At 34.9% G+C, this 25,799-nt stretch carries 24 protein-coding genes; 13 read left to right on the top strand and 11 right to left on the bottom strand.

Annotated features, from left to right (window positions below; translation table 11 throughout):
• Positions 1-89 precede the first annotated feature (89 nt).
• The gene (locus ES765_RS02040; RefSeq protein ID WP_138110928.1) at positions 90-620 is read left to right on the top strand and encodes an RNA methyltransferase; all 531 of its coding nucleotides are present in this window, start codon (positions 90-92) and stop codon (positions 618-620) included.
• Positions 621-735: 115 nt separating this feature from the next.
• Here the strand turns inward: ES765_RS02040 and folK are convergent, their stop codons facing one another.
• Positions 736-1,881: a 2-amino-4-hydroxy-6-hydroxymethyldihydropteridine diphosphokinase gene (folK, locus tag ES765_RS02035; RefSeq protein ID WP_138110927.1), complete on the bottom strand. Its 1,146-nt coding sequence runs from the start codon at positions 1,879-1,881 to the stop codon at positions 736-738.
• A 72-nt stretch (positions 1,882-1,953) separates the two neighbouring features.
• Here folK and sppA point away from each other — a divergent pair, with 72 nt between their 5' ends.
• From sppA to ES765_RS02020, 3 genes are read left to right on the top strand one after another with little or no spacing between them, the layout of a single operon-like run.
• Positions 1,954-3,714: a signal peptide peptidase SppA gene (gene sppA, locus ES765_RS02030; RefSeq protein WP_138110926.1), complete on the top strand. Its 1,761-nt coding sequence runs from the start codon at positions 1,954-1,956 to the stop codon at positions 3,712-3,714.
• Between the two features lie 3 nt (positions 3,715-3,717).
• Positions 3,718-4,452, top strand: a complete 735-nt coding sequence (locus tag ES765_RS02025; RefSeq protein ID WP_138110925.1) for a queuosine precursor transporter — start codon at positions 3,718-3,720, stop codon at positions 4,450-4,452.
• Entirely contained in the window at positions 4,453-7,185 is a 2,733-nt protein-coding gene (locus ES765_RS02020) for an AsmA-like C-terminal region-containing protein (RefSeq protein ID WP_317131385.1), read from the top strand.
• Here ES765_RS02020 and ES765_RS02015 read toward each other — a convergent pair.
• Entirely contained in the window at positions 7,178-7,972 is a 795-nt protein-coding gene (locus ES765_RS02015; RefSeq protein WP_138111063.1) for a DUF2797 domain-containing protein, read from the bottom strand. The two genes, ES765_RS02020 and ES765_RS02015, sit on opposite strands and share 8 nt — an antisense overlap.
• A gap of 79 nt (positions 7,973-8,051) precedes the next feature.
• Here ES765_RS02015 and ES765_RS02010 point away from each other — a divergent pair, with 79 nt between their 5' ends.
• On the top strand, positions 8,052-9,566 hold the full coding sequence (locus ES765_RS02010) for a GH3 auxin-responsive promoter family protein (RefSeq protein ID WP_138110924.1): 1,515 nt from the start codon (positions 8,052-8,054) through the stop codon (positions 9,564-9,566).
• A gap of 254 nt (positions 9,567-9,820) precedes the next feature.
• Entirely contained in the window at positions 9,821-10,378 is a 558-nt protein-coding gene (locus ES765_RS02005; protein ID WP_138110923.1) for a hypothetical protein, read from the top strand.
• 82 nt (positions 10,379-10,460) lie between these two features.
• Here the strand turns inward: ES765_RS02005 and clpX are convergent, their stop codons facing one another.
• From clpX to ES765_RS01975, 6 genes are all read right to left on the bottom strand, one after another.
• Positions 10,461-11,696 carry an ATP-dependent Clp protease ATP-binding subunit ClpX gene (gene clpX, locus ES765_RS02000; protein WP_138110922.1) on the bottom strand — a complete coding sequence of 412 codons (1,236 nt, stop codon included), beginning with the start codon at positions 11,694-11,696 and terminating at the stop codon, positions 10,461-10,463.
• Between the two features lie 87 nt (positions 11,697-11,783).
• Entirely contained in the window at positions 11,784-12,464 is a 681-nt protein-coding gene (gene clpP, locus ES765_RS01995; protein ID WP_138110921.1) for an ATP-dependent Clp endopeptidase proteolytic subunit ClpP, read from the bottom strand.
• Positions 12,465-12,551: 87 nt separating this feature from the next.
• On the bottom strand, positions 12,552-13,874 hold the full coding sequence (gene tig, locus ES765_RS01990) for a trigger factor (protein WP_138110920.1): 1,323 nt from the start codon (positions 13,872-13,874) through the stop codon (positions 12,552-12,554).
• 100 nt (positions 13,875-13,974) lie between these two features.
• Positions 13,975-14,322, bottom strand: a complete 348-nt coding sequence (locus tag ES765_RS01985; RefSeq protein WP_138110919.1) for a phage holin family protein — start codon at positions 14,320-14,322, stop codon at positions 13,975-13,977.
• Between the two features lie 65 nt (positions 14,323-14,387).
• A complete protein-coding gene (locus ES765_RS01980) occupies positions 14,388-15,164 on the bottom strand; it encodes an alpha/beta fold hydrolase (RefSeq protein WP_138110918.1) in 777 nt (258 codons plus the stop codon).
• A complete protein-coding gene (locus ES765_RS01975; protein ID WP_138110917.1) occupies positions 15,161-15,874 on the bottom strand; it encodes a pyridoxine 5'-phosphate synthase in 714 nt (237 codons plus the stop codon). Before ES765_RS01975 ends, ES765_RS01980 begins: the two co-directional genes overlap by 4 nt.
• Before the next feature lie 92 nt (positions 15,875-15,966).
• Here ES765_RS01975 and ES765_RS01970 point away from each other — a divergent pair, with 92 nt between their 5' ends.
• The 7 genes from ES765_RS01970 to ES765_RS01940 all read left to right on the top strand — a co-directional run bounded on the left by ES765_RS01970 (position 15,967) and on the right by ES765_RS01940 (position 23,166).
• On the top strand, positions 15,967-16,623 hold the full coding sequence (locus ES765_RS01970) for a CBS domain-containing protein (RefSeq protein ID WP_138110916.1): 657 nt from the start codon (positions 15,967-15,969) through the stop codon (positions 16,621-16,623).
• 1 nt (position 16,624) lies between these two features.
• Positions 16,625-17,512 (top strand): NAD kinase, encoded by an 888-nt coding sequence (locus tag ES765_RS01965; protein WP_138110915.1) that lies wholly within the window; start codon positions 16,625-16,627, stop codon positions 17,510-17,512.
• 107 nt (positions 17,513-17,619) lie between these two features.
• Positions 17,620-18,306: a DUF6089 family protein gene (locus tag ES765_RS01960; RefSeq protein ID WP_138110914.1), complete on the top strand. Its 687-nt coding sequence runs from the start codon at positions 17,620-17,622 to the stop codon at positions 18,304-18,306.
• 7 nt (positions 18,307-18,313) lie between these two features.
• A complete protein-coding gene (locus tag ES765_RS01955) occupies positions 18,314-19,054 on the top strand; it encodes an isoprenyl transferase (protein WP_138110913.1) in 741 nt (246 codons plus the stop codon).
• A gap of 4 nt (positions 19,055-19,058) precedes the next feature.
• Positions 19,059-21,662 (top strand): outer membrane protein assembly factor, encoded by a 2,604-nt coding sequence (locus ES765_RS01950; RefSeq protein WP_138110912.1) that lies wholly within the window; start codon positions 19,059-19,061, stop codon positions 21,660-21,662.
• A gap of 104 nt (positions 21,663-21,766) precedes the next feature.
• Positions 21,767-22,603, top strand: coding sequence for an OmpH family outer membrane protein (locus tag ES765_RS01945; protein WP_138110911.1), 837 nt, complete (start codon positions 21,767-21,769; stop codon positions 22,601-22,603).
• Between the two features lie 53 nt (positions 22,604-22,656).
• On the top strand, positions 22,657-23,166 hold the full coding sequence (locus tag ES765_RS01940; RefSeq protein WP_138110910.1) for an OmpH family outer membrane protein: 510 nt from the start codon (positions 22,657-22,659) through the stop codon (positions 23,164-23,166).
• Between the two features lie 49 nt (positions 23,167-23,215).
• Here the strand turns inward: ES765_RS01940 and ES765_RS01935 are convergent, their stop codons facing one another.
• The 3 genes from ES765_RS01935 to ES765_RS01925 are packed head-to-tail and all read right to left on the bottom strand — an operon-like array spanning position 23,216 to position 25,667.
• The gene (locus ES765_RS01935; RefSeq protein WP_138110909.1) at positions 23,216-24,070 is read right to left on the bottom strand and encodes a glycosyltransferase; all 855 of its coding nucleotides are present in this window, start codon (positions 24,068-24,070) and stop codon (positions 23,216-23,218) included.
• A gap of 12 nt (positions 24,071-24,082) precedes the next feature.
• Positions 24,083-24,607, bottom strand: coding sequence for a class I SAM-dependent methyltransferase (locus ES765_RS01930; protein WP_138110908.1), 525 nt, complete (start codon positions 24,605-24,607; stop codon positions 24,083-24,085).
• A gap of 1 nt (position 24,608) precedes the next feature.
• Complete coding sequence (locus tag ES765_RS01925) at positions 24,609-25,667, bottom strand: 3-oxoacyl-ACP synthase III family protein (RefSeq protein WP_138110907.1); 1,059 nt, start codon at positions 25,665-25,667, stop codon at positions 24,609-24,611.
• Between the last annotated feature and the right edge of the window lie 132 nt (positions 25,668-25,799).

The following is a 25,799-nucleotide window of genomic DNA, read 5'->3' as shown; positions in this document are numbered from 1 at the left end:
TAAGATTTTATCCATGGATTTTAAATCATTGTTGATATTTGCGGATAAGTTTATCGTATTGATTTACCAATAGTAATGAAAAGAAAAGTATGAGAAAACTTAGAAATGAGGAATTGGATAGAAAGGATGTTCAAGCATTTAAGCTTGCTGGGAAAACTCCTGTTATTATTGTTTTAGATAATATTCGCAGCTTGAATAATATTGGTTCTGTATTTAGAACGGCCGATGCTTTTCTAGTAGAAAAAATATATTTGTGTGGTATTACTGCGCAACCACCGCATAAAGACATACATAAGACCGCTTTGGGGGCTACTGAAAGTGTAGATTGGGAATACGTGACCGATACTTATGCATTGGTGGAAAAGTTGAAGGCTGAAAACTGTTATGTTGTTTCAGTGGAACAAGCCGAGAATGCGACTCAATTAAATTCTTTTATTCCTGCAAAGGATAAAAAGCAGGTGCTTATTTTCGGAAACGAAGTTAAGGGAGTGTCCCAAAATGTGGTTTCTGAAAGTGATGAGGTGTTGGAGATTCCTCAATTTGGAACAAAGCATTCCTTGAATATTGCAGTCAGTGTAGGCGTAGTGGTTTGGGATTGCTGGAGTAAATTAAACGCATAAAAAAACCTAGTCGTAGACCAGGTTTTTAAGTATAGTTTGAGTTAGTTAGTTGCTATTAGCAAGTTGCAATAAAGTGAAACCTTTTCATTTACGCAAGAAATTGCGTAAATATATGTTACGATAAGGAAGCTAATGCAAAATCTTCAATTTGAGTCAATATGTTTTTATAATCACTTTTCTGGCTTACAAAATCTAATTCGCTAACGTTTATAACTAATTGATTTTCTTTAGGGTAGGTTTTTAGAAAATCAAAATAACCTCTGTTGATTCGTTCCAGGTATGAGAGATCAATGTTCTGTTCATAGTCCCTACCACGTTGTTTGATTTGTTGTAATAGCCGTTCTGTGGTTTGATATAGATAAACGTATATTCTTGGTTTTTTAACCTCTTTGTACATGAAGTTAAACACTTTACGATACAGTTCAAACTCATTCTGTTGTAGGGTTACTTTTGAGAAAATGAGAGATTTGTAAATATCATAATCACTAACCATAAAACTTTTAAATAAATCTAGTTGATTGGTGTCTTCTGTAAATTGTTGATAGCGATCTGCTAAGAATGACATCTCTAATGGAAAAGCATACCTGGCTTGGTCTTCATAGAAGCTTGGAAGAAATGGGTTTTCGGCAAATCGTTCTAAAATCAATTTAGCATTAAAATCATCAGCAATTTTTGTTGCTAAAGTTGTTTTCCCTGCACCTATATTACCTTCAATGGCTACATATTCTAAACTAGCGAAAAATGAATGTCTGTTTATAAATAGCTTTTTTGTTGATCTTGTAATCACACTTTTATCCTTGCATTCTTGTAAAATATTTCTAGTGTCTTTGTTTAGTATGGGGTGGTAGAATTGTGGTGTAATATCTGCCAAAGGCTTTAGAATGAATTTACGGTCTTGCATTTTAGGATGTGGTACCGTTAAAATGGATGTTTCAATGATATCCTTCTCATAATAAATAATATCAATGTCAAGTGTTCTACTTTGATAGCCTTCGCTATCATTTCGTAGTCTACCAAATTTTTTTTCAATTTCTAAAATGGCTGATAATAGATTTTCTGGCGTCAATAACGTTTGAATTTCTACACATGCATTTAAAAAATCTTCGGCTTTAAAACCCCAAGAAGTTGTTTCGTAAATAGCCGAGACCTGTTTAATTTCTCCGGTTTTTTTGACTATTTCGAAAATAGCTTTTTGTAATAGGAATTCCCTGTTTCCTAAATTACTTCCAATAGATAAAAATGCTGATTTGTATACTCTCATAATAAGAGAACAAAATAAGTAAAACATATTCACATTGGTTATCTTTGTTGACTATTTAAAAGAAAAATTTACATGAATTTTTTGAGAAATTTTTTAGCTTCTATTTTGGGTTCCTTGTTCGCTTTTGGAATCTTATTCGTAATGTTTTTGATTTTTATTAGTCTTTTGGGTAGCAGTGAAGATACGGTTGCCATTGAAGATAATTCTATATTAGAACTTCAGTTACAACGTCCTATTTCAGACTATACCGGTACGAACGAGTTGGATCCTTTTTCGGGCATATTTGAGAAATCACAAGGGTTGGACGAAATAATTCATGCGATAGAGGTTGCGAAAAATGATGACCGTATTAAGGGGATAAGCATAAATAACAATTTCATTATGGCTGGCTTAGCTCAGACCCAAGCGATTAGAAGTTCACTAGAAAATTTTAAGGTAGACGGTAAATTTATATATGCGTACGCAGATTTCTATATGCAACGTGATTATTATTTAGCAAGTGTGGCAGATTCTATTTTTATGAATCCGGTAGGTGTGCTTGATTTTAAAGGGTTGTCAACTGAAGTGCTTTATTTTAAAGAATTACAGGAGAAATCTGGCGTTAAAATGGAGGTAATTCGTCATGGTAAATATAAAAGTGCAGTCGAACCCTATTTGGAGAATATGATGAGTGAAGCAAACAGAACTCAATTATCTGCCTTATTACAATCTCTGTGGAATTCTATGGTGGCCGATATTGCACGAACTAGGTCAATTTCTGAATCTGATTTAAATGTTATAGCAGATACATTAGGGGGAAGAATGCCTAAGTATGCTAAACAATCTGGTTTGGTCGATGACGTTATTTTTTACGATGAATATGAGAGGAAATTGTCTAAAGCTTTAGATGTTAAAAAAGATAATGACATTAATTACAGCACCTTAGATGATTATGTAAAGTATTCCAACAAGAAGAATTTAAAAAACGGCGATGACAAGATTGCTGTTGTTTTCGCACAAGGAGAAATTTTCTATGGAGAAGGTGGTCCGAATATTATTGGTCAAGGAATAATCAATGAGGCGTTAATAAAAGCACGTGAAGACGACAATGTGAAGGCTGTAGTTTTAAGAGTGAATTCGCCTGGTGGTAGTGCCTTAACTTCTGATATTATTTGGAGGGAAGTTTCGCTTACTAAGAAAGTAAAGCCAGTGGTGGTTTCAATGGGTAACGTTGCAGCGTCTGGTGGATATTATATTGCCGCTGGTGCTGATAAAATATTTGCGGAACCAACTACGATAACTGGGTCAATAGGTGTTTTTGGAATGGTGCCTAATATGACTGAACTCGCAGACAAAGTTGGGATTAACGCAGAACAAGTTGGGACCAATAAAAATGCTGTTGAATACTCACTCTTTGAGCCCATGCAAGAAAGCTTCAAGAATCAAGTTCAAGAAAGTATAGAAGAAACCTATCAAACGTTTTTGCAGCGGGTTTCAGATGGTAGAAATATGACGATGGCTCAAGTGGACAGTGTTGCGCAGGGTAGGGTGTGGAGCGGAACCGAAGCGGTAGAAATTGGCTTAGTGGATGAATTAGGTAATTTAGATGATGCTATAGCGGCCGCGGCTAAAATTGCTAAATTAGAGTCTTATGGTGTTAAGAAGTTTCCAAAATATAAAAGTGGCTTTGAACGTTTTATGGAAGATTTGGAGGGCGCAAGTATACAAATCAAAGAGAATTTGATTAAGAATGAAATTGGTGATGAGGCCTATTTAATTCTGAAGGAATTGAAATCTTTTAAAGAACGAAAAGGGATACAGGCCAGAATGCCTTTTACGTTAGATATTAAGTAGAAAATGACGTTAAAGGATAGGAAGCTGGCGTATCGTATTTATTTGTATTTGGGAGCTTTGTTTATCACTTCCTTGGTGGTTTCTAATCTTATTTTCCAGAAATTTTTTTATTGGAATCCGTTCGGTGGGTTTACTGTCTTTGGTGTTTCCTTATTCGAAGTATCCGTAGGTATTTTGCCGTATCCAATAACCTTTTTAATTACAGACCTTATTTCTGAAATTTATGGTAGAAAAATGGCGAATCAAATCGTGACCGCCGGTATTTTTGCATCCTTCTTTTCAATGGGTATTATTTTATTGGCCGAGTTAGCGCCTGCTATTCCTACGTCACCTATAAATGATGAAACGTTCACTCAAGTTTTTGCTTTATCACCTATAGCAGTTTTAGCATCAATGATTGCTTATTTATTAGCTCAATATGTAGATGTTGCCATTTATCATTCTTGGAAAAAACTTACGAACGGAAAGTATTTGTGGTTGCGTAATAATTTTTCAACTTTTCTTTCGCAGTTTTTAGATACGTTTACCGTAGTGGGGCTCTTGTGCGTTTTTAAGGTCTTACCATGGGATATTTTTTTCGGTCTTGTGGTAAGTGGATTTATTTTTAAGATTTTTATAGCATTTTTAGACACCCCTTTTCTCTATTTCTTCGTATATATATTAAGAAGACGTTTTAAGCTAAAACCAAATGAAGAATTGGAGTTAGATAATTTTGAGGAAACACATAAAGTAAAATAGATGATGGGTAAAAAAATATTGAAAATTGTTGGAACAGTGTTATTGTTGGTAATAGCAGTATTAATTGCTGCCCCGTTTTTCTTGGAAGCTAAGATTGGGGAAATTATTAAAAACAACGTAAATAATAATGTTAAGGCCACGCTAGATTTTTCAGATGCAGATTTAAGTTTGTTTAGTAGTTTTCCTAATGCTGAAGTAAAATTCTCAGATGTTGTTTTAATCAATAAGGCTCCCTTTGAAGGTGATACGTTGTTCAAAGTAAATAATTTGAACTTGACCATGGGTATTATGCAATTATTCAAAAGTACTGGTGACCCAATCGCTATCAATACGATCAACTTGGAAGGTGCATTTTTAAATATAGTGGTCGATAAGGAAGAAAATGCCAATTACGATATTGCATTAGCTTCAGAAAGTAATGCGGTCGAAGAGCTAACAAATACTGATGGTTTTGCATTTGACCTTCAGTCATATAAAATTTCTAATTCAAGAATTTATTATACGGATAAGTTTGCGGGTATTACGTTGATGGTAGATGACTTTCAGCATAAAGGGACGGGTGATTTATCGTTGGCGACATCAGAATTGGATACACACACCGATGCTTTGGTTTCATTTGAAATGGATAGCGTCAATTATCTGAATAAAAACAAAGTAAAACTAGAAGCTTTGATTGGAATTGATTTAAATCAGAACAAATATTCCTTCTTAAAGAACGAGGCTTTAGTGAATCAACTGCCACTTGTATTTGACGGTTTTGTAGTTATTAACGATGATAATCAAGAAATAGAGTTAACCTTTAAAACACCTTCTTCAGATTTTAAAAATTTCTTAGGTGTAATTCCAGCAATCTATTCGAAGAATATTCAGAATGTAACTACTACGGGTGAATTTACGGTTAACGGTAATTTTAATGGTATTGTAGATGAAACTCATATTCCTAAATTCAATATTGAGATTAAATCAGATAATGCATCTTTCAAGTATCCAGATTTACCCAAGGTAGTACGTAATGTATTTCTAGACATCCAATTAAATAACACTACTGGTAGTACAGAAGATACGTATGTGGATATACATAAAGCTTCGTTCATGATCGATGAGGATCGGTTTAACCTTACCGCTAAGGTTACAGAGTTAATGGGTAATACAAAAGTAAAAGCCCATGTAGATGGAGCAATGAATTTGGTGAATATTTCAAAAGCGTATCCAGTTCCTGCTGAATATGATTTAAAGGGGTTGTTGAAAGCTGATATTACCACTGCTTTTGATATGGCTTCCGTAGAAAAAAACCAATATGGAAAAACCAATACAGTAGGTAATTTAAGTGTTGATAATTTTGAATATAACTCTGGGGAACTGACAAATCCTGTAAAGTTTACAAAGGCAAGTTTAACCTTCAATCCGACAACGGTTACACTAAACAGTTTAAATGGAACTACAGGAAAAACTGATTTTGACGTAACGGGTACCATTAAGAACCTTTTAGGGTTTATGTTTAATGATGAAAAGGTAGAAGGTGATTTCAACTTAAAATCGAACACATTTGCACTGAGTGATTTCATGGTAGCGGAAACTACAACCACATCTGTTAAGAGTGCCAATAATAGTGGGGGAGTGGTGAAAGATGAAAAAATCAAAATACCCTCTTTCCTAGACGCCACTATTAATGCAAATGCAAAGCAGGTTATTTATGATAATATAGTTTTGAAAGATGTCAGCGGAATATTGAAAATAAAAGATGAAACCGCTACTTTAACTAATATGACTTCTGAATTTTTTGGAGGTAAGATGGGGTTTAATGGTGAGGTGTCAACTAAAAGTGAGACTCCAACCTTCGCAATGAAATTAGATTTGAATCAGGTGGGAATTGAAGAAACCTTTAAATCAATCGACTTATTTAAGTCATTGGCACCTATAGCACAAATGTTGAAAGGAAAGCTTACTTCTGATATTTCGTTGTCGGGTAATTTGACTGACGATTTATTACCCAACTTATTATCAGTAAGTGGTGATCTGTTTGCAGATATTGCAACCGATGAGATTAATACGGAATCAGCTCCTTTGTTGAATGCGCTTGTTGGTAAATTAAGTTTTATCGATATAAAGCAGTTGAATTTAAAAGATTTGAAAACCTCTTTAACTTTTAAGGATGGTGTCGTTACGGTGAAACCTTTCAAAATCAATTATAAGGATATCGCCATTAACGTGAATGGTAGTCATACATTCGATAAAAAATTAAATTACAAGGCGACATTGCAAGTTCCTGCAAAATACTTAGGTGCTGAGATTTCTAAATTGATAGCTCGAATAGATGATACAGCCTTGCAAAATTTGACTATACCAATAACTGCTGCTATTGGTGGTATTTACAATAGCCCTCAAGTAACGACAGATTTATCTTCTGGTATTAAACAATTGACTACGAAGTTAATTGAAATTGAAAAACAGAAGCTTATTACTAAAGGTACCGATAAGGCTAAGGATTTAATTGGTGGTATTTTAAGTGGTAATCAACCAAAAACGGATTCAGTTAAAAAGGATATGACCTCGAATAAGCAGAAAGCGAAAGATGTTTTAGGAGGTATTTTAGCTACCAAAAAACCAGCAGATACTACAACGGTTAAAAAAGACTCAACCGCAGTTAAGACTGATCAAGAAGTTGTAAAAGAAAAGGCTAAAGATATCTTAGGGGGGTTGTTCGGTAAGAAGAAAAAGGATACGGTTAATTAACAGTAAGACCAACAAAGTAACCTTCGCTCCCTCTTACATTGAAAACGGTGTTGTCTTCAAAAATAAGATACTGGGCTTTAATGCCTTTTAATTTTCCTTTAAATGAGGGGGTTTTACTAAGATTTAGGCTTTTTACCTTGGTAGGGTACTGCAATACGGGAAATTTAATTTGGGTTTCAATCTTATCATCTAGATAATAAGGTAGTGCTTCTTCAGGGATGTATTGTTTAAGTTTATCACGCCATTCTAGCAAGTTTTCGTCTACCACAGTATTCGTCAACATGGTACGCCAATTCGTTTTATCACCCACATGGTTTTTTAAAGCAACTTCAGTAATACCGGCCAGATACCTATTTGGAACTTCTGCGATTTCAATAGCTTCATGTGCGCCTTGGTCAATCCATCGAGTGGGAATTTGTCCTTTTCTAGTTACACCCACCTTAACGTTGCTTGAATTAGCTAAGTAAACAATATGTGGTTGTAGTTGTACCTTTTTTTCATATACTAAATTTCGGTCTTCTTGGTCTAAATGGGCCGTACTTAACTCTGGACGCATGATCCAATCTCCTGCGGAAGGTATCTCAAAAAAACATTTTTTACAAAAACCTTGTCTATAGATAGGTTTGTCATTACCACAATTAAGGCATTGAAATTTAATAAATTCTATTTTTAGATTTTTATCAAGAACTTGATTTACATTTAGAAAATCTGAGTCAAACAACATATAGTATTGAATTGGGCTCCCAATTTCTGTCTGCATTTTTTTCAGTACGCCTTGGTATTGCATGTTGAGTTTTCTTAATGTATAATCAATTTGAAAATGATACTTAGATACGCTATTTTTAGCAACACAAAGATACCTATAAATGCCAATTACTTTATTTAATTCCATTGCCTCTTGGTTGTTGAAAAAACGCTTTCATCAAATCGAACTTTTTTTAAAATATCCTGAAGAGGTACAGGAGGAGGTTCTACTACAGTTATTGGAATTTGCGGAAGACACTGAAATTGGTAGACAATATGAATTTGAATCCATCGAATCTTATAGATGTTTCAAAGAACGAGTGCCGATAGTAACGTATGAGGAATTTGAGCCGATTATAGAGCGTACCCGCAAAGGAGAACAAAATCTCTTCTGGCCCACTAAAGTAAAATTGTTCGCCAAAAGTAGTGGAACAACAAACGCCAAGAGTAAGTTCATTCCTGTTAGTGGTGAGGCCCTTGAAGATTGTCATTATAAATCTAGTAAAGATTTATTATGCCTTTACCTGAACAATAATGAAAATTCACAATTATTTACCGGTAAAAGTTTGCGATTAGGTGGTAGTAAGGAGCTTTATGAGGATAACGGATCCTTCTTTGGGGACTTGTCTGCGATACTAATCGATAATATGCCATTATGGGCAGAGTATAGTAGTACGCCTAGTAATAAGGTTTCCTTGATGAGTGAATGGGAAAGTAAACTAATGGCGATTATCCATGAGAGTGTTCAGGAAAATGTTACAAGCCTTGCAGGTGTTCCTTCTTGGATGTTGGTGTTGATGAATAAGGTTTTAGAGGAAACAGGAAAGGAAAACCTATTTCAGGTATGGGGAAATCTGGAAGTGTACTTTCATGGTGGCGTAAACTTTAACCCTTACAAGGAACAGTATAAAAAAATACTTCCGAATGATAATTTTAGGTTTTACGAAATCTATAATGCATCAGAGGGATTTTTTGCAATTCAGGACAGGAATGACGCAGATGACCTTTTACTTATGTTAGATTATGGGATTTTCTATGAATTCATTCCAATGGATGTGTATGGTTCATTACAAGAGGAAGCTATTCCATTATGGGATATTGAACTTGGAAAGAACTATGCGATTATCATAACGACCAATTCAGGATTGTGGCGCTATAAAATTGGCGATACCGTGCGCTTCACTTCTAAAAGTCCTTATCGCATTAAGGTAACAGGTAGAACTAAACATCATATAAATGTTTTTGGAGAAGAACTGATTATAGAAAATGCCGAAGAAGCTTTAAAAATAGTATGTATGCAAACTGGAGCTGAAATAATGGATTATACTGCCGGACCAGTTTTTATGGTAGATAATAAAAAAGGAGCTCATGAATGGATTATAGAATTTAGAACCTTACCTAAAGATTTGGATATCTTTATTGAAATTTTTGATAGCGCTTTGAAATCCCTTAATTCTGATTACGAGGCCAAGCGAAATAATAATATCACCCTAAATTTACCGTTGGTTCATGTAGCCCGCACGAATTTATTTTATGATTGGTTAAAGTCAAATGGTAAACTTGGAGGTCAACATAAAATACCACGACTTTCCAATAAAAGAGATTATGTAGAAGAGCTTTTACGAATGAACAGCTAGTTCGTGCAATACACACTAAATTTTAACCTAATCACAACAATCTTATATTTTTGCTCAGTAGTAGAACTAACTTTGTCATGATTTGATATGCTTATTTGTTAGTAATTTAATACAGCTATTTTATTTCAAGTACCTTAATATTAGGAACTACACCGATAATTTAAGCGAATAAACAAATAAATAACACTATATGAGGTTAAAAATCCAACTTGCTGTAGGGGAAAAACTTAACCAAATAACAAAACACCATTATTATGGCAGAGAAATTAGTAATTGTTTCAGACATGTGGGGCGTTAAGAAAGGTTTATGGATAACTTCATATTTAGGCTACCTTCAACAATATTTTGATATAACCTTTTATGATAGCCAACAATTAGCGAATTTAGATATAGTTGTACAATCAGAAGAGAATGTGCATAACGCTTTTGTGGCTGGTGGTATTGAAACCGCTGTGTCTCATTTATTAAAAAAGGAGAAAGAACCATGTTATTACCTTGCATTTAGTACAGGGGGCACTATAGTATGGGAAGCTGCAAAAAAGGGATTGCCAGTCAAATCATTGTACAGTGTTTCTGCTACAAGAATTCGGTTAAAAAACGAAAAACCTAATGTACCATTTCAATTACTTTATGGCCAAAATGATCAATTTAGGCCAAGTGAAGATTGGTCTAATAGATTAGGGATTGATATGGAAATTTCACCCAATTACGCACATACATTATATTCAGATGAAAAAATCATTCAAAAAGTCTGCCTAGATTTATTGCAAGAGGTAACTCAAATTGCGCCTGAGATTAAAAAGGTAGGATAAGTAAATAAAACACAGTTTAGCACATAAAAAAAGCGTGAAAATCAATTCACGCTTTTTTTATGTGCTATTTTCAGTTAAATGCTTAAGAAACTGCTTTTAACTTTTTTATTGTATCATACGATAACATTTGTTCTGCATATGGTTTTGTAACCTTGAATTTTGTTTCGCCTGTACTTGGCATATCAAACATAGCATCTGTAAATATTGCTTCACAAAGCGATCTTAAGCCCCTAGCTCCAAGTTTATACTCAATTGCTTTATCTACAATATAGTCTAAAGCTTGCTCTGTGATAGTAAATGTAATATCATCCATCGCAAACAGTTTTTCATACTGCTTTATAATTGCATTTTTAGGCTCGGTCAAAATGGCCCTTAAGGTCTTTTTATCCAACGGATTCATATGGGTAAGAACAGGAAGTCTACCAATAATTTCAGGTATAAGTCCGAACTCTTTTAAATCTCTAGGGATGATATATTGCAACATGTTGGTAGTGTCCAAGAAATTGTCTGCTTTTGAAGCGCTATAACCTACAGCCTGCATATTCAAGCGTTTAGTAATCGCACGTTCAATACCATCAAAGGCTCCACCAGCTATAAAAAGTATGTTTTCAGTATTGACTTCAATGAATTTTTGATCAGGATGTTTTCTTCCTCCTTTAGGCGGAACATTTACAACAGTCCCTTCTAATAATTTTAGTAGCCCTTGTTGCACCCCTTCTCCAGAAACATCTCTAGTAATTGATGGGTTATCGCCCTTACGAGCTATTTTATCTATTTCATCGATAAATACGATTCCTCTTTCAGCCTTTTCAAGATTGTAATCAGCTGCTTGTAATAGACGGGTCAATATACTTTCTACATCTTCACCTACATAACCTGCTTCGGTCAATACTGTAGCATCAACGATGGCCAAGGGTACGTTGAGCAATTTTGAAATGGTTTTTGCCATTAGGGTTTTACCTGTTCCGGTTTGCCCAACCATTATAATATTACTTTTCTGAATCTCTATATCATCTTCTTTTGAAGAAGGTTGAAGCAATCGTTTGTAGTGATTGTATACGGCTACCGACATTACCTTTTTTGTACGCTCTTGCCCAATGATATAGGTGTCTAAAAATTTCTTAATTTCTTGTGGTTTTTTTAGGACCAGTTCAGAAGAAAGATCATTGGTCTTTGTCTGTTTTGATTCTTCAGCTACAATGCCGTGAGCCTGTTCAATACAGCGATCACAAATATGAGCATCAAGCCCTGCAATTAATAAATTTGTTTCTGGCTTTTTTCTACCACAGAATGAACACTCTAAATTTTCCTTTGCCATTATCTATCTTCTCTATTCTATTCCTAAACGAATGAAATTCGTTTTTGGTTTAAAAATCATTTATTTATTCAATTCTATTCGTAACACTTATTCTTTATCCCTTACTAATATTTCATCAATCATACCGTATTTAAGGGCTTCGTCTGCCTTCATCCAGTAATCACGATCACTATCGTCACGTACTTTTTCAATATCTCTACCTGAGTGTTCAGCTACAATTTGATATAATTCTTCTTTTAGCTTTAAAATTTCTCTGGCAGTAATTTCAATATCACTTGCTTGACCTTGTGCACCACCCATTGGTTGGTGTATCATAACGCGAGAATGTTTTAAGCCACTTCGCTTTCCTTTTTCGCCAGCGCATAATAAAACAGCACCCATTGATGCAGCCATACCGGTGCAAATGGTTGCAACATCTGGACTGATAAATTGCATTGTATCATAAATACCTAATCCAGCATAAACGCTTCCTCCAGGAGAATTAATGTATATCTGAATGTCTTTTTTTGAATCAACACTTGCCAAAAACAGCAATTGCGCTTGTACGATATTTGCGACTTGATCATTAATACCTGTTCCCAGGAATATAATACGATCCATCATCAATCGCGAATAGACGTCCATCGCTATAACGTTCATAGATCTTTCTTCAATAATATTGGGTGTCATGTTAACCGGGTACACGCTACTCATTATTTGGTCGTAATATGTGCTGCTAATGCCTTGGTCGTTTATAGCGAAATTCTTGAATTCTTTTCCGTAATCCATAAATTGTATGTCTATTTTTTTGAGTAAAAAAAGGTGCCGAAAATTTTATTTTCGGCACCGTAAAGATACTTAATTTATTGTTTGAAATTATCCGTAAACTTCTTTCACGAAGTTTTCATAGGTAACCTCCTTAGTCTTAAGGTTTGCTTTCTCTTTATAAAGATTCAATAGCTTTTGACTCATTAGTTGTTCTGAAAGTCTTTTTACTTCATCTTGATTGCCAAGAACACGTGCTGCAATAGTATCCAATTCTTCCTCTTTTGGATCTAATTGACCAAATTGGGCCATCTGTGAACGAATGAATCCTTTTGAAAATTCCTTTAATTCGTCAAACTGAACTTGAAGTTCATTGTCACGAATTATTTTACCTTCTATTAGTTGGTATCGTAGGCCTTTTTCTGATTTTTCATATTCCTCACTGGCTTGTTCTTCAGATAACGGTTCTTCACCTGTCATTTGAATCCATTTGGTCAAGAAACCAGTAGGTAACTCAAACTTGGTATTTTCAATGAAATATTCAGTTACATCGTTCAGTAATTTTTGATCGGACTGTTGCTCGAATTGTTTTTCTGAATCATCTTTAATACGCGCTTTAAGCTCTTTCTCAGACGTAACAGAATCTGGCCCAAAAAGTTTGTTAAATAATTCCTGATTTAATTCGGCAGCTTCTCGTTCGTTTATTTCGGTAATCTTAAAAGTAACCTCAATATCTAATTTTTCCGCTTTTTGCTTGTCAATGCTTAAAACACTTGAAAGCATATGGTCTTCACTGAAAAGACCTTTTGTTTTCAAGATGATTTCATCTCCAACTTTCTTGCCTTTTAGAGCGTCTATAGCTTTTTTGCTTTTTAACTGATCAACTTCCAACATTGCTGTAGTGTCGATTTCTTCAGCCTCATTGGTGAAAGAACCACTAACCTCATCATTTTTGCTTACAACATCTTTACTTACTAGTGTGCCATATTGCTTTTGAATGCGCTCGATTTGCTCTTCAACCGTTTTCTTGTCTGCAATAATCTTGTATTGCGTAATGGCTTTTTTTGTTTTCAATGAAACTTCAAAATTTGGCGCCAAACCAAGTTCGAATTCAAAAGCTAATTCCTCTTGATCCCAATCAAAATTATCTTGTTGTTTTGGAAGAGGGTTTCCAAGAACATCTAATTTTTCTTCGGTAAGATATTTGTTTAGATTTTCTTGCAACATTTTGTTTACTTCATCTACCAGCACCGATTTGCCATATTGTTTTTTAATAAGGCCCATTGGTACTTGACCTTTTCTAAAACCAGGAATATTAGCTTGCTTCTTATAATCCTTTAAAATGGTATCTACCTTATCTTGGTAATCGTCTTTTGTGATAGCAACTTTAACTACTGCATTTAAATCGTCTATCTGCTCTTTAGTAATATTCATTCCTTAATATCTATTTGCATGTGTAAAATCGGATGCAAAAGTACGATTTTTTGCAAAGTCAACCAATTTTTTAAAGTATTGAATTTCAAATCAAAAGCAACTATGATTTGTCTTCTTTTAACAGTGTGAAAAAGATAGATTGTAAAAAAGAAAGTAAGAGACTAAAAATCAATGCCCACCAAATATTGCCTACTGCGAATCCATCAATAAGTTTATCTGCTAGCAAAATTATTATAGCATTGATAATCAATAAGAAGAGGCCTAATGTGACTATGGTAACAGGTAGTGTTAAAATAACTAAAATCGGTTTCACTAAAATGTTCAATAGGCTCAGAACAACTGCTACTATAACTGCGGTCATAAAAGTGTCTACAGACACATTGGGTAAAACATTAGCTAAAATTATAACGGCCAACGCGCTTAAGAGTATTCTTAGAATTAGTTTCATAGTGTTTTATTTAAATTGATTCTTATTGATTTTTGTGAATATAAAATTTGAACGACGTGGCGTATTTAATCCCGGTTGAAAAAGGCCAAAGATTTTACGAAAAATTGTTCTGGGTTTTCAGCGTGCAGCCAATGTCCCGCATTATCGATTGTTTCTATACGGGCCTTCGGAAAATGTTTATGTATTAGTTCTGTATCATTTTGTGTAACATATTCTGAACGGTCACCTTTTAGAAAAAGGGTAGGACCACCAAAGCTTTCAGAGCTGTTGATATTACCTCCGATCTCCTCCATCTTTTGGCTAAGCACTTCTAAATTAAAACGAAAACTTAATTTTTGACTTGCGTTTCTGTAGAGATTTTTCAATAAAAATTGCCTTGTGCCATTATCTGAAATATGTTTTTTTAGCTGATTGTCTGCATCTTTTCTTGATTGTAAACCTGAAACGCTAATAGCATTGAGGCCGTCCATAATAGTTTGATGATGTGGGGGGTAGAATTTAGGAGCAATGTCGACAATCAATAATTTTTCGATACGTTCAGCATGCGAACATGCGAATTGCATTGCTGTTTTACCTCCCATAGAATGACCAATTAATATGGTTTTGTCAATAGCGTGATAATCCATATAGGCTAATAAATCATCGGATAGTATGTCGTAATTAAAATCAGTAGAATGAAAACTCTTACCGTGATTTCGTTGATCGATTAAATGAACACAAAATCCATTATCAGCATACAACGAACCTAAGGTTTTCCAATTGTCGAGCATTCCTAAAAACCCATGTAGAATACAAACAGGTTTTCCTTCTCCTACTATTATAGAATGTAAGATTTGTTTCATTTCAGTTTATGTAAATACATATTCACAATATTTTCTAGCCCAAGATAAAGAGCTTCGCAGATAAGTGCATGGCCAATTGAAACTTCCTTTAAGTTTGGAATCTGCTTCCTAAAATATTGAATGTTATCTAAACTTAAATCGTGACCGGCATTAATTTCAATTCCTAATTCATCGGCGCGTTTTGCAGCTTCGATAAACGGTTGAATAGCTATTTCCTTATTTTTAATGTAAGCTAAAGCATAGCTTTCCGTATACAATTCAATGCGATCTGCGCCTATGGCTTTTGCTCCCTCAACCATTTCTGGGTCTGGGTCAACAAAAATTGATGTTCGAATTCCAGCTTGTTTAAAAGTCTCGATTACATCAGTTAGAAAATCCTTGTTTTTAATCGTGTCCCAACCTGAATTTGATGTTATTGCGTCAATTGAGTCGGGTACTAAAGTAACTTGTTCTGGCTTTATTTCTAGAACTAGATCAATAAATTTAGAAATAGGATTGCCTTCTATGTTTAATTCGGTTTGCACTATTTTTTTTAAATCTCTGGCATCTTGGTATCTGATATGACGTTCGTCAGGTCTTGGATGTATCGTAATGCCTTGCGCTCCAAAATCTTCTAAGTCTTTCGCAACCTTTAGTAAATCAGGAATAGTTCCGCCACGGGCATTCCTAAGGGTTGCTATTTTATTTACGTTCACGCTAAGTTTTGTCATTATGTCTGATTTACCTTTTGAGAGATTCAAAAATACGAATAAGGCACGCCTTTTGATATTATTAATTGTTATTTTGCGTTATATATAAGCCTATGCATATTCAAGAACATATCATTACGAATATCCCTGTATTTGAGATAAAGGATACTTTTGGAAAAGTTTTAGAATTTTTTCACGATACGACCTATTCTCATATAGCGATTGTGGAAGAAGGACGGTTTTTAGGGGTTTTTTCTGAAAATGATTCCGAAGCACTTCTTCCTGAATCTAAAATAGAAGAATTTAGATATGAACTGCAGAGCTTCTTTGTACGTGACGATATGAATTGGCTTGATGTTTTAGAGGTGTTCGCTCGAAATGAAGCAAATATTTTACCTATTTTAAATAACACAGAAGAGGTGGTAGGGTACTATAATCTTATTGATATAGTCGCTGTTTTTATAAATACTCCATTTTTCACTGATCCGGGTAGTATGCTTGTGGTGGCGACAGGAGTTAATGATTATTCATTTAGTGAGATTGCTCAAATTGTTGAGAGTAATAACGCCAAGCTTATCGGTGGTTTCATTACCGATACACAAAACGATATCATACAAGTGACCTTAAAGATTACTTCTAACAATTATAATAAGGTCGTACAGACTTTTAGAAGATATAATTATCAGATACTTTTTGGGAATAGTGATGATCAATTTCTGGAAGATCTTAAGAATCGCTCAGATTATTTAGAAAAATACCTAAATGTCTAAAATGAAAGTAGCTATTTATGGTCAAACATATCAAGATAACGCCATTGAATATCTAATAGAGTTGTTGGATGAGCTTAATAAGGAAGCCGCAGAGGTGTCTATCGAAAAGGATTTCTACGAGCTTTATTCTGCCACAGGGTCTTCTAAAACATTTCCAACCTTCACGATGAATAGTGGGTTGGATTCAACCTTTGATATGTTCATTAGTTTTGGAGGTGACGGTACGATTTTAAGGGCTACAACCTTTGTGAGAGACTTAGGCATTCCCATAGTTGGGGTGAATACGGGTAGGTTAGGTTTTCTTTCTACTTTTAAAAAGGAAGATGTAAGAAAGGTAGTTCAAGAATTCAAGCAAGGTGCGTATGCAGTGGTTGAGCGTAGTTTGGTTCAACTAAACACTAAAATATTAGATGTGGAATTCGGTGATCTCAATTTTGCCCTAAACGAGATTACGGTTAGCAGAAAGGATACTACTTCAATGATTACTGTAGAAACTTATTTGAACAACGAATATTTAACTTCGTATTGGGCAGATGGATTAATTATTTCAACACCTACTGGCTCAACGGGATATTCGTTAAGTTGTGGTGGTCCTGTGATAGTACCGACAGCAAAATCATTGGTTTTGACACCTATTGCCCCGCATAATCTTAATGCAAGGCCTTTGGTGATTACAGATGACACCGTTATTCGCTTAAAGGTTTCGGGTCGAGAGGAAAATCATTTGGTTTCACTTGACTCTAGAATAGCATCATTGGAAAATGGAGAAGAGATTTCGATAAGTAAAGCTCCCTTTACCGTTAAAATGATAGAATATTCTTCAGAAAGTTTTTTTAAGACCCTTAGAAATAAGCTTCTTTGGGGTGAGGATAGGCGAAATAGAACCTAGTTTTAAACAATAAATGGCCTTAATCGTTGTTTATCCATTGAGAACTTAAACTTTGTTCAAGTTTCTATTGTTAATAGGAGTTGAACAACAATAGCAAAAACTATTTTATGCGTTACATAACGTTAGTATTACTGCTTTTTTTACTTAGCGGACTTCAAGCACAAACTTATGAAGTAGGTGTTTTTGCAGGCGGAGCAAATACGATTAGCGACGTAGGAAGAACCAACTATATTTTACCTTCCGATATTGCTTTTGGTGGATTGTTCAAATGGAACATTAGCAAAAGATATGCATGGCGCGGAAGTGTAATGTATGGTCAGTTTACAGCCGATGATACGAAATCAAGTTCAACGGCTAGACAGGAAAGAGGATATGTTGTAGATAATTCTGTTTTAGAGGGCTCGGTCGGTCTAGAGTTTAATTTCGTCGAGTATAATTTACATAAATTGGGGCCGGCTTTTACACCATATTTATATACCGGATTAACCTATTTCAGGTATGATTACGAGTATTTTAATGGAGATGTGTTGCAGGAGATTGGGCAAAAAGATGGCGGTTTTGCAATACCAATGACTGCGGGTTTTAAGTATCGTATCAATCAGTTTCTTATTTTTGGAGCAGAAATAGGCGCCAGATACACGTTTACTGACAATTTAGATGCCAGTAACCCGAAAGGTTCAAATTTTGAAGAATTTCAGTTTGGAAATATTTTCAGTGATGATTGGTATGTTTTTTCAGGGTTGACCTTGACATATACCTTTGGTAGAAAGCCCTGTATGGATTGTTTTGAGTAAAATAGACATGAGTGATATAAGTGATATTGATAAACTAAATGTCCCCAAGCATCTAGCTATTATTATGGATGGTAATGGCAGGTGGGCAAAGGAGCGCGGTAAACTTAGGGTTTTTGGACATGAGCATGGCGTGAAAACAGTTAGAATTGTAGTTGAAGAATGTGCTCAAATAGGTGTAGAATTTTTAACCCTTTATACCTTTTCTACCGAGAATTGGAATCGCCCAAAGGTTGAAGTACAAACGCTTATGCGTTTATTGGTATCTTCCTTAAAGAAGGAACTTAAATCTTTTAACAAAAACAATATCCGTTTAAATACAATAGGGAATATTTCCGCATTGCCATCAAAAGCTTATAAAGAATTGATTGAGGTAATGGACCAAACAAAGGAAAACACAGGCATGGTCCTTACCTTGGCATTAAGTTATGGCGCACGCGAAGAACTTCAATCTGCGGTTAAAGCTATAAGTGCCAAAGTTAAAAATAATATAATTTCAATTGAAAATATTGACGAAACCATTATAAATAACCATCTTTACACGCACAATTTACCAGACGTAGACTTGCTTATCCGTACTAGTGGAGAACACCGGGTCAGCAATTTTTTATTATGGCAAATTGCTTATGCCGAGTTATACTTTATAGATGTATTTTGGCCCGATTTTAGAGAACACCATTTGGTGGAGGCCATTAAAAATTACCAGAACAGAGAACGAAGATTTGGAAAAACTAGCGAACAACTCACTTAATGATATGACCAGGTTCATATCCTTGAACCACATTTTATTCACCTTTTTATGTTTATTCACCTTTATTACTACCGCACAGGAAACTCCCTATGAGGATAGTAAAAGCTATATTCTTGGTGGATTAGATGTAACCGGACTTGAAAGTTATAATGAGCAAACTGTCAAAACCTACACAGGTCTTAGGGTTGGTCAACCAATTACCTTGCCGGGTGAACAAATTAGTGAGGTAATCAAAAAATTATGGGGACTAGAGCTATTCAGTGAAATTGAATTTTACATCACTAATATTGATGATAATACCGTTTTTTTAGAATTAAATATAATTGAACGTCCAACCTTAACTAGCGTAACATTTTATGGGGTTAGAAAGGGTAAGATAGAAGGTTTGATTAAGGATACCGATTTAAAAAAAGGAAAGAAAATTACTGAAAGCCTTATTTCAAATTCTAAAAATTACATTACGAATAAGTACAAGAAACAAGGTTTTTTAAATGCCCAAGTAAACATTGCAACAGTTAAGGATACAGCAGAAACGAATGCACAAAGCATGGCGGTCAATGTTAAAAAGGGAGATAAGGTTAAAATACGGGAAATAATTTTCGAGGGTAATGAGCAATTGGCTGATAAAAAATTACGTAAAGCATTAAAAAGTACGAAGAGAAAAAGTTTTGGTAGATTTTGGAAAAAATCGAAATATATCCAAGAAGATTACGAGGAGGATTTAGGTCTGTTGGTAGATAAATTTGCAGAAAATGGTTATCGTGATGCGAGGGTGATTTCAGATACTATCATCAAGGTTGATGAGAATAATATAGACCTGCGAATTAAGGTTGAAGAGGGAGATAAATATTACTTTGGTAATATTGACTTTGTCGGAAATACGGTGTATACTGATCGTCAACTACATCAAGTCTTGGGTGTTAAAAAAGGCGATACCTATAATGGTGTTTTGTTACGAGAAAGAATTGCTGACAATTCAAAACCAGATCCAGAAGATGTTACCAGCTTATACCAGAATAATGGATATCTATTTTCTACCATTAATCCAGTTGAGATTTCTGCAGCCAATGATACTATCGATTTTGAGATAAGAATTATAGAAGGTAAGGAGACATTCCTTAACCATGTCACCGTTTCTGGGAATGACAAGACTAATGATCATGTGATTTATCGTGAGTTGCGCACTAGACCGGGTCAAAAGTATAATAAGTCAGATATTATTAGAAGTATTCGTGAATTAGGTCAGTTAGGATTTTTCGATGCAGAACAAATAACACCAGATGTATTAAATGCTAATCCGAACGAAGGCACTGTTGATTTAGCTTGGAGTTTGGTAGAGTCAGGGTCAAGTCAGATAGAATTACAAGGTGGTTATGGTGGCGGTGGTTTCATTGGTACATTAGGCCTATCATTTAGTAATTTCTCTATTCAAAATTTGTTTAAAGGTGAGAAATATAAGCCGGTGCCTATGGGAGATGGTCAAACATTTGCGCTGAGGTTACAGGCAAGTAGAACTTTTAGAGTGTATAGTTTGAATTTTTCAGAGCCTTGGTTAGGTGGTAAAAAACCTGTACGTTTTAATTTAAGTTTATCAAGAACGCAACAATTTGCCGCTTCCTATGGTGGTAGTAATGGCATTGAGGTTAACAAAGATCAGCAATTCTCTATTACAGGTGTTACCGTTGGTTTGGCCAAACGGGTTCAATGGCCGGATGATTTCTTTACAATATCACATTCATTAGGGTATCAGTTGTATGATTTTAGAAATTATAATATTGGCCTGTTTAACTTTGGTAACGGTAAGGCAAATTCATTAGCGTATACTTTTGGTATCTCTCGTAATGCAACACAAGGTGGTCGTATATTCCCTAGAGGTGGTTCTAACTTTGAAGTGACTGCTAAATTTACTCCGCCATGGTCGCTTTTTGGAAATAAAGATTATAGAGCATTGAAAAATAGATCAGAAGAGTTAGATGATAAGAAAAATGTTCAAACAATAACGCAAGCTGAAAATAATGAATTACAGGATGTAGATCAAGAACGCTTTAGATTATTGGAATATTATAAAGTTAAATTTAAAGGCGATTGGTATACTACATTGGTCGATAAATTAGTTTTGCGTAGTAATGCTGAATTTGGCTTTTTAGGCAGCTATAATAGTTCGGTAGGTAATGTTCCTTTTGAACGTTTTTATGTAGGTGGAGACGGCTTAGGAAACTTTACTTTAGATGGTAGGGATGTTGTGCAATTAAGAGGATATGATAATCAATCTATTACTCCGTATTCAGAGGGAGCAACCACCCCAGATGGTGCTTTAATTTATAATAAATTCTCCTTAGAGTTGCGTTATCCATTAACATTGAAGCCTTCTGCGTCTATCTATGGTCTTGCATTTTTAGAGGGTGGTAATGCCTTCAACAATTTTCAGGACTTTAATCCGTTTCAATTAAAACGATCGGCCGGTGTGGGGCTGCGAATCTTTATGCCAGCATTTGGTTTGTTGGGTATTGATTTTGGTTATGGATTTGACGAAGATTTAAAACCACAATCAGCAGGTCAAGGGCCTAGCGGATGGCAAACTCACTTCATTATTGGTCAACAGTTTTAATTTTAACTAAAATAAAATAGTTGTTAATTATTCTAAACCTTTCATTTTAAAAGATTTAGTATTTTTGGCACGATATTTTCTATTAGGATTAAACGATATCAGCAATGAGTTCAAAAACAAAAGTTCTTTTATTAGTTTCAGTCATGTTTATGACGATTGGGAGTATTGCCCAAAGAGGGGTTAGAATTGCCTATGTAGATATGGAATATATCCTGGAAAATGTAGATGAGTACAGGGATGCAACTGAACAGTTGGAAACCAAAGTGCAACGATGGAAAGTTGATGTGGAGCAGAAGCAAAGTATTGTGGAGCAAATGAAAAAGGATTTAATGGCAGAAAAGGTGTTGTTGACTCCAGAGTTGATTGCTGAGCGTGAAGAGGAAATTCAAATTTTAGAAAGAGAGATGATTGAATATCAACAGGATCGTTTTGGGCCGCAAGGAGATTTGGTTTTGCAAAAAAGAAGATTGATTCAACCAATACAAGATCAGGTATTCAATGAAGTGCAAAAAATAGGAGCAAATAAAAAGTATGATTTTATTTTTGATAAATCTGCGGATGTTGTAATGTTGTATTCTGAAAAAAGACACGATATCAGTGATTTGATATTAAGAGGTATTGCTAGGACTAGGAAAGTAAGCGCACCGTCTAAAAAAGCTAGTAATAGAGATAGATTAGGTGCTTTCGAAGATGAGGATGATTCAGAAGTAGTAAGTGAGGCGTTACAAGAACGATTGGATAAAGCTACAGAGGCAGCTGAGGCAAGGAAGAAGTCGGCTACTGATACAAGAACAGAGCAATTAAAGCTAAGAGAAGAACGTAAGAAGGCGTATGAGGAGCGAAGAAAAAAATTATTAGAGGAACGAGAAGCTAAAAAACAAGAGAAACTTAAAGAAAGAAATAACGATACCGAAAAAGACGATAATAACGGTACCGTTTAAATAGGTTTAGTAACCATAAAATTAACACTCAAATTAGATTTAAATTAGAACACATGAAACAAGTAAAAAAAATAGTAGTAGCCTTATTGTTGTTCGTAGCGACAACAAGTTTTGTAAATGCACAAAGTAAGATTGCGCATATAGATGTTACTCAATTATTATCGGCGATGCCAGAAATGAAATCTGCAGAGGCTGAACTTAAAAAATTACAAGAAACGTATAATGCCGATATACAAGCTTCAATGACTGAATTGCGTAATAAATTTACGCAATATCAAAATGAGGCTCCTTCTAAATCAAAAGAAGAAAATGATAAGAGAGCTGTTGAATTACAAGGTTTTGAAAAGAATATAGGTGAAGCGCAACAAGCAGCTCAGCAAGAGTTTCAGAAAAAGCAAGCGGAATTGTTTGCTCCTATTTCAGAAAAGGCAAAGGCGGCTATTGAAAAGGTTGCCACAGCTCAAGGGTTTGATTATGTCATCGATGCACAATCAGGCGGTGGACTAATCGTAGCTAGAGGTAAAGACCTTCTGGTAGATGTTAAAAAGCAACTAGGCTTCTAATCTACAAACTTTAGAATAAAAGAAAAGCCATCTATATAGATGGCTTTTTTTATGCGAAAATTTTAGTTTTAATGTTTCTCCAACGTAGAGTTCTTATATAGCTTCCTTCTTCTTCGCTAACGATGTAAGGAGTGTTGCTTTGAGTGGCATTAATATACCCCGCCATATTGTTCCAGAATGATTTAATTGAATTGTTTTTCGAAGCCATTTTGATAGAGGCGATACAGGTAATCATAAATCCATAGCGCATGGTGTACATGGCTTTTCCCTGAAGTCTTTTAGCGTTGATGTTATACGCATTACCTGTGGGCCTTAGGTGCTTTATTTTAAGCGTAGAATCGGTATGTAGGGAAAATCCATTATAGGTAGCTAAAAGTTCATCTACAGTATCCCATCCCATGACATTTTTTAATCCACCAATAGCTTTAAAACAAGTTTTGGAATACGCCTTAAAAGCGCCTCTAATATGTTCTTTGTCCATTGGGTGACTTAATTCCCATTGTCCATATTCGGTTTGTTCGTAAATAAATCCTCCACAAATACCAATACTAGTGTCTCTCCTAAAATGAGTACTTATAGATTCAAAATAATCGTGTGGTAAAATAATATCGGCATCAAGTTTTACTATAAAATCATACGCATCATCTAAAGTTTCTAATCCCCTATTAAAGGCATTGATTACTTTGCTGCCTGGCATATGTTGTATAGATGATACAACATTCAATTTTTGAAAAATGGCACTTTTCTTTAAATAGGAATCTATGATAGCTTCCGTGGCATCTGTAGAGTTATCATTAACTAGAATTGCTTTTTTAGGAAGCAATGACTGATCTAATATGGAATCTAAGGTGCTTGTTAAGAAGGCCTCTTCGTTATGTATAGGAATAACTAAATAGTAATCCATTTTTGATGTGGTCTATTGTTTTCTAGTTGCGTATACGATATAATACCTCGGAGTAAACAATCTAAGAAGAGGTCTTATTCCAATTTTTTTCACTGGATTAGTCCATTTTTGCCTATCCTGTATCTCCCATCCTGCTTTTTCCAACAACCAATCAAATTGCCAATCTTCGAACTCATGATAGTGCCTATCCCATTTATCTGTCTTGCTTCTATAGGCTGAGGAGAACCATAGTCTTAAAGGTATACTGGCTACTAGCTTATCAGCTTTAATGTTAGATAAGATGTGTAGTGGTGCTAAAAGATGTTCAAAAATCTCAAATGCGGTTACTACATCCGTATTGGAGTTTATAACAGATGAAAGATCAACATCTAAGTCTTCTCCAGTTGTGTTTTTAACCTTGTAACCATCTTGTTCCATTAGCTGGGTAAACGGATTTTTAACGCCTAAATCTAAAATGGATTCATTTTTGCTAATATGCTTTTGCAAAAAATGTAAAGTATGTTGGTATCGTTTGTTTGGAAAGCTTTTTTCGTACATGTTAAATTCTGTAAACCATTGCATTGACATTCATTCCTGCGCCAACACTAGCAAAGATAACAACATCTCCCTTTTTAACTTCTTGATTTTCTAATTTACCATTTCTGACTAAGTCAAATAGTGTTGGTATAGTTGCAACGGAGCTATTTCCTAATTTTGAGATACTCATTGGCATAATGCCTTCTGGCATTTCCTTATTGCAAAGTTTGAAAAAGCGTTTTACTATGGCTTCATCCATTTTTTCATTTGCCTGATGGATAAATATTTTTTTTACATCATCTATGGGAACGTTACTCTTCTCTAGGCACTCAGCCATGGCCTTCGGTACCTGAGTTACTGCAAACTCATATATCTTTCTGCCGTGCATTTTTATGTAATTGGTACTATTTTTATCGCTTTTATTATAGGTGCCCCCAAAAAACAAATAATTAGCTTCATCAGTAGCAAAAGTAGCTGACTCGTGGGATAAAATTTCACCACCGTCTTCTGTTTCTTCTACTATTGCTGCCCCTGCACCATCAGAATATATCATGGAATCACGATCATAGTCATCTATAACTCTAGATAATGTCTCTGCGCCTATTACTAAACATTTTTTGGCAATGCCACTTTTGATAAACGCATTCGCCTGTATCATGCCTTCTAGCCAACCTGGGCAACCAAACAATAAATCATACGCTACACATTTGGGGTTTTTAATCTGTAATTGATGCTTTACCCGAGTCGCTAAACTTGGTAAAGTATCCCCTTGATTTTGACCATAAGTAATGTCTCCAAAATTATGGGCTACAATGATATAGTCTAGTGTTTCTTTATCTATTTGTGCATTTTTGATCGCTTTTTCTGCTGCAAAATAAGCAAGGTTAGAGGTGGTAAGTTCTTTTTCTGCGTACCTTCTTTCTTCAATACCTGTAATCGCTTTGAATTTTTCGATGATGACCTTATTGTCATGATTAAAAGCTGTTCCATCTAAATTAAGAAATTGATGGTCGTTAAAATCGGTATTGGTAATGGTGAGGGATGGGATATAGCTTCCTGTTCCCGTTATTGCTATACTCATTGTGCGTTATTGGTTAATTTTTAAATATAATAAACCTGTTTTAATATTTTATGCATGCATAGCAAATATTACGACGTTCATAGTATATTTCTTTATCATTTTTTAAATAAAAAAGCCTTTTCGATATTTCGA

The sequence above is a fragment of the Maribacter sp. ACAM166 genome, assembly GCF_005771495.1.
Lineage (GTDB): Bacteria > Bacteroidota > Bacteroidia > Flavobacteriales > Flavobacteriaceae > Maribacter.
This window is presented reverse-complemented; position numbering and strand designations above follow the sequence as displayed.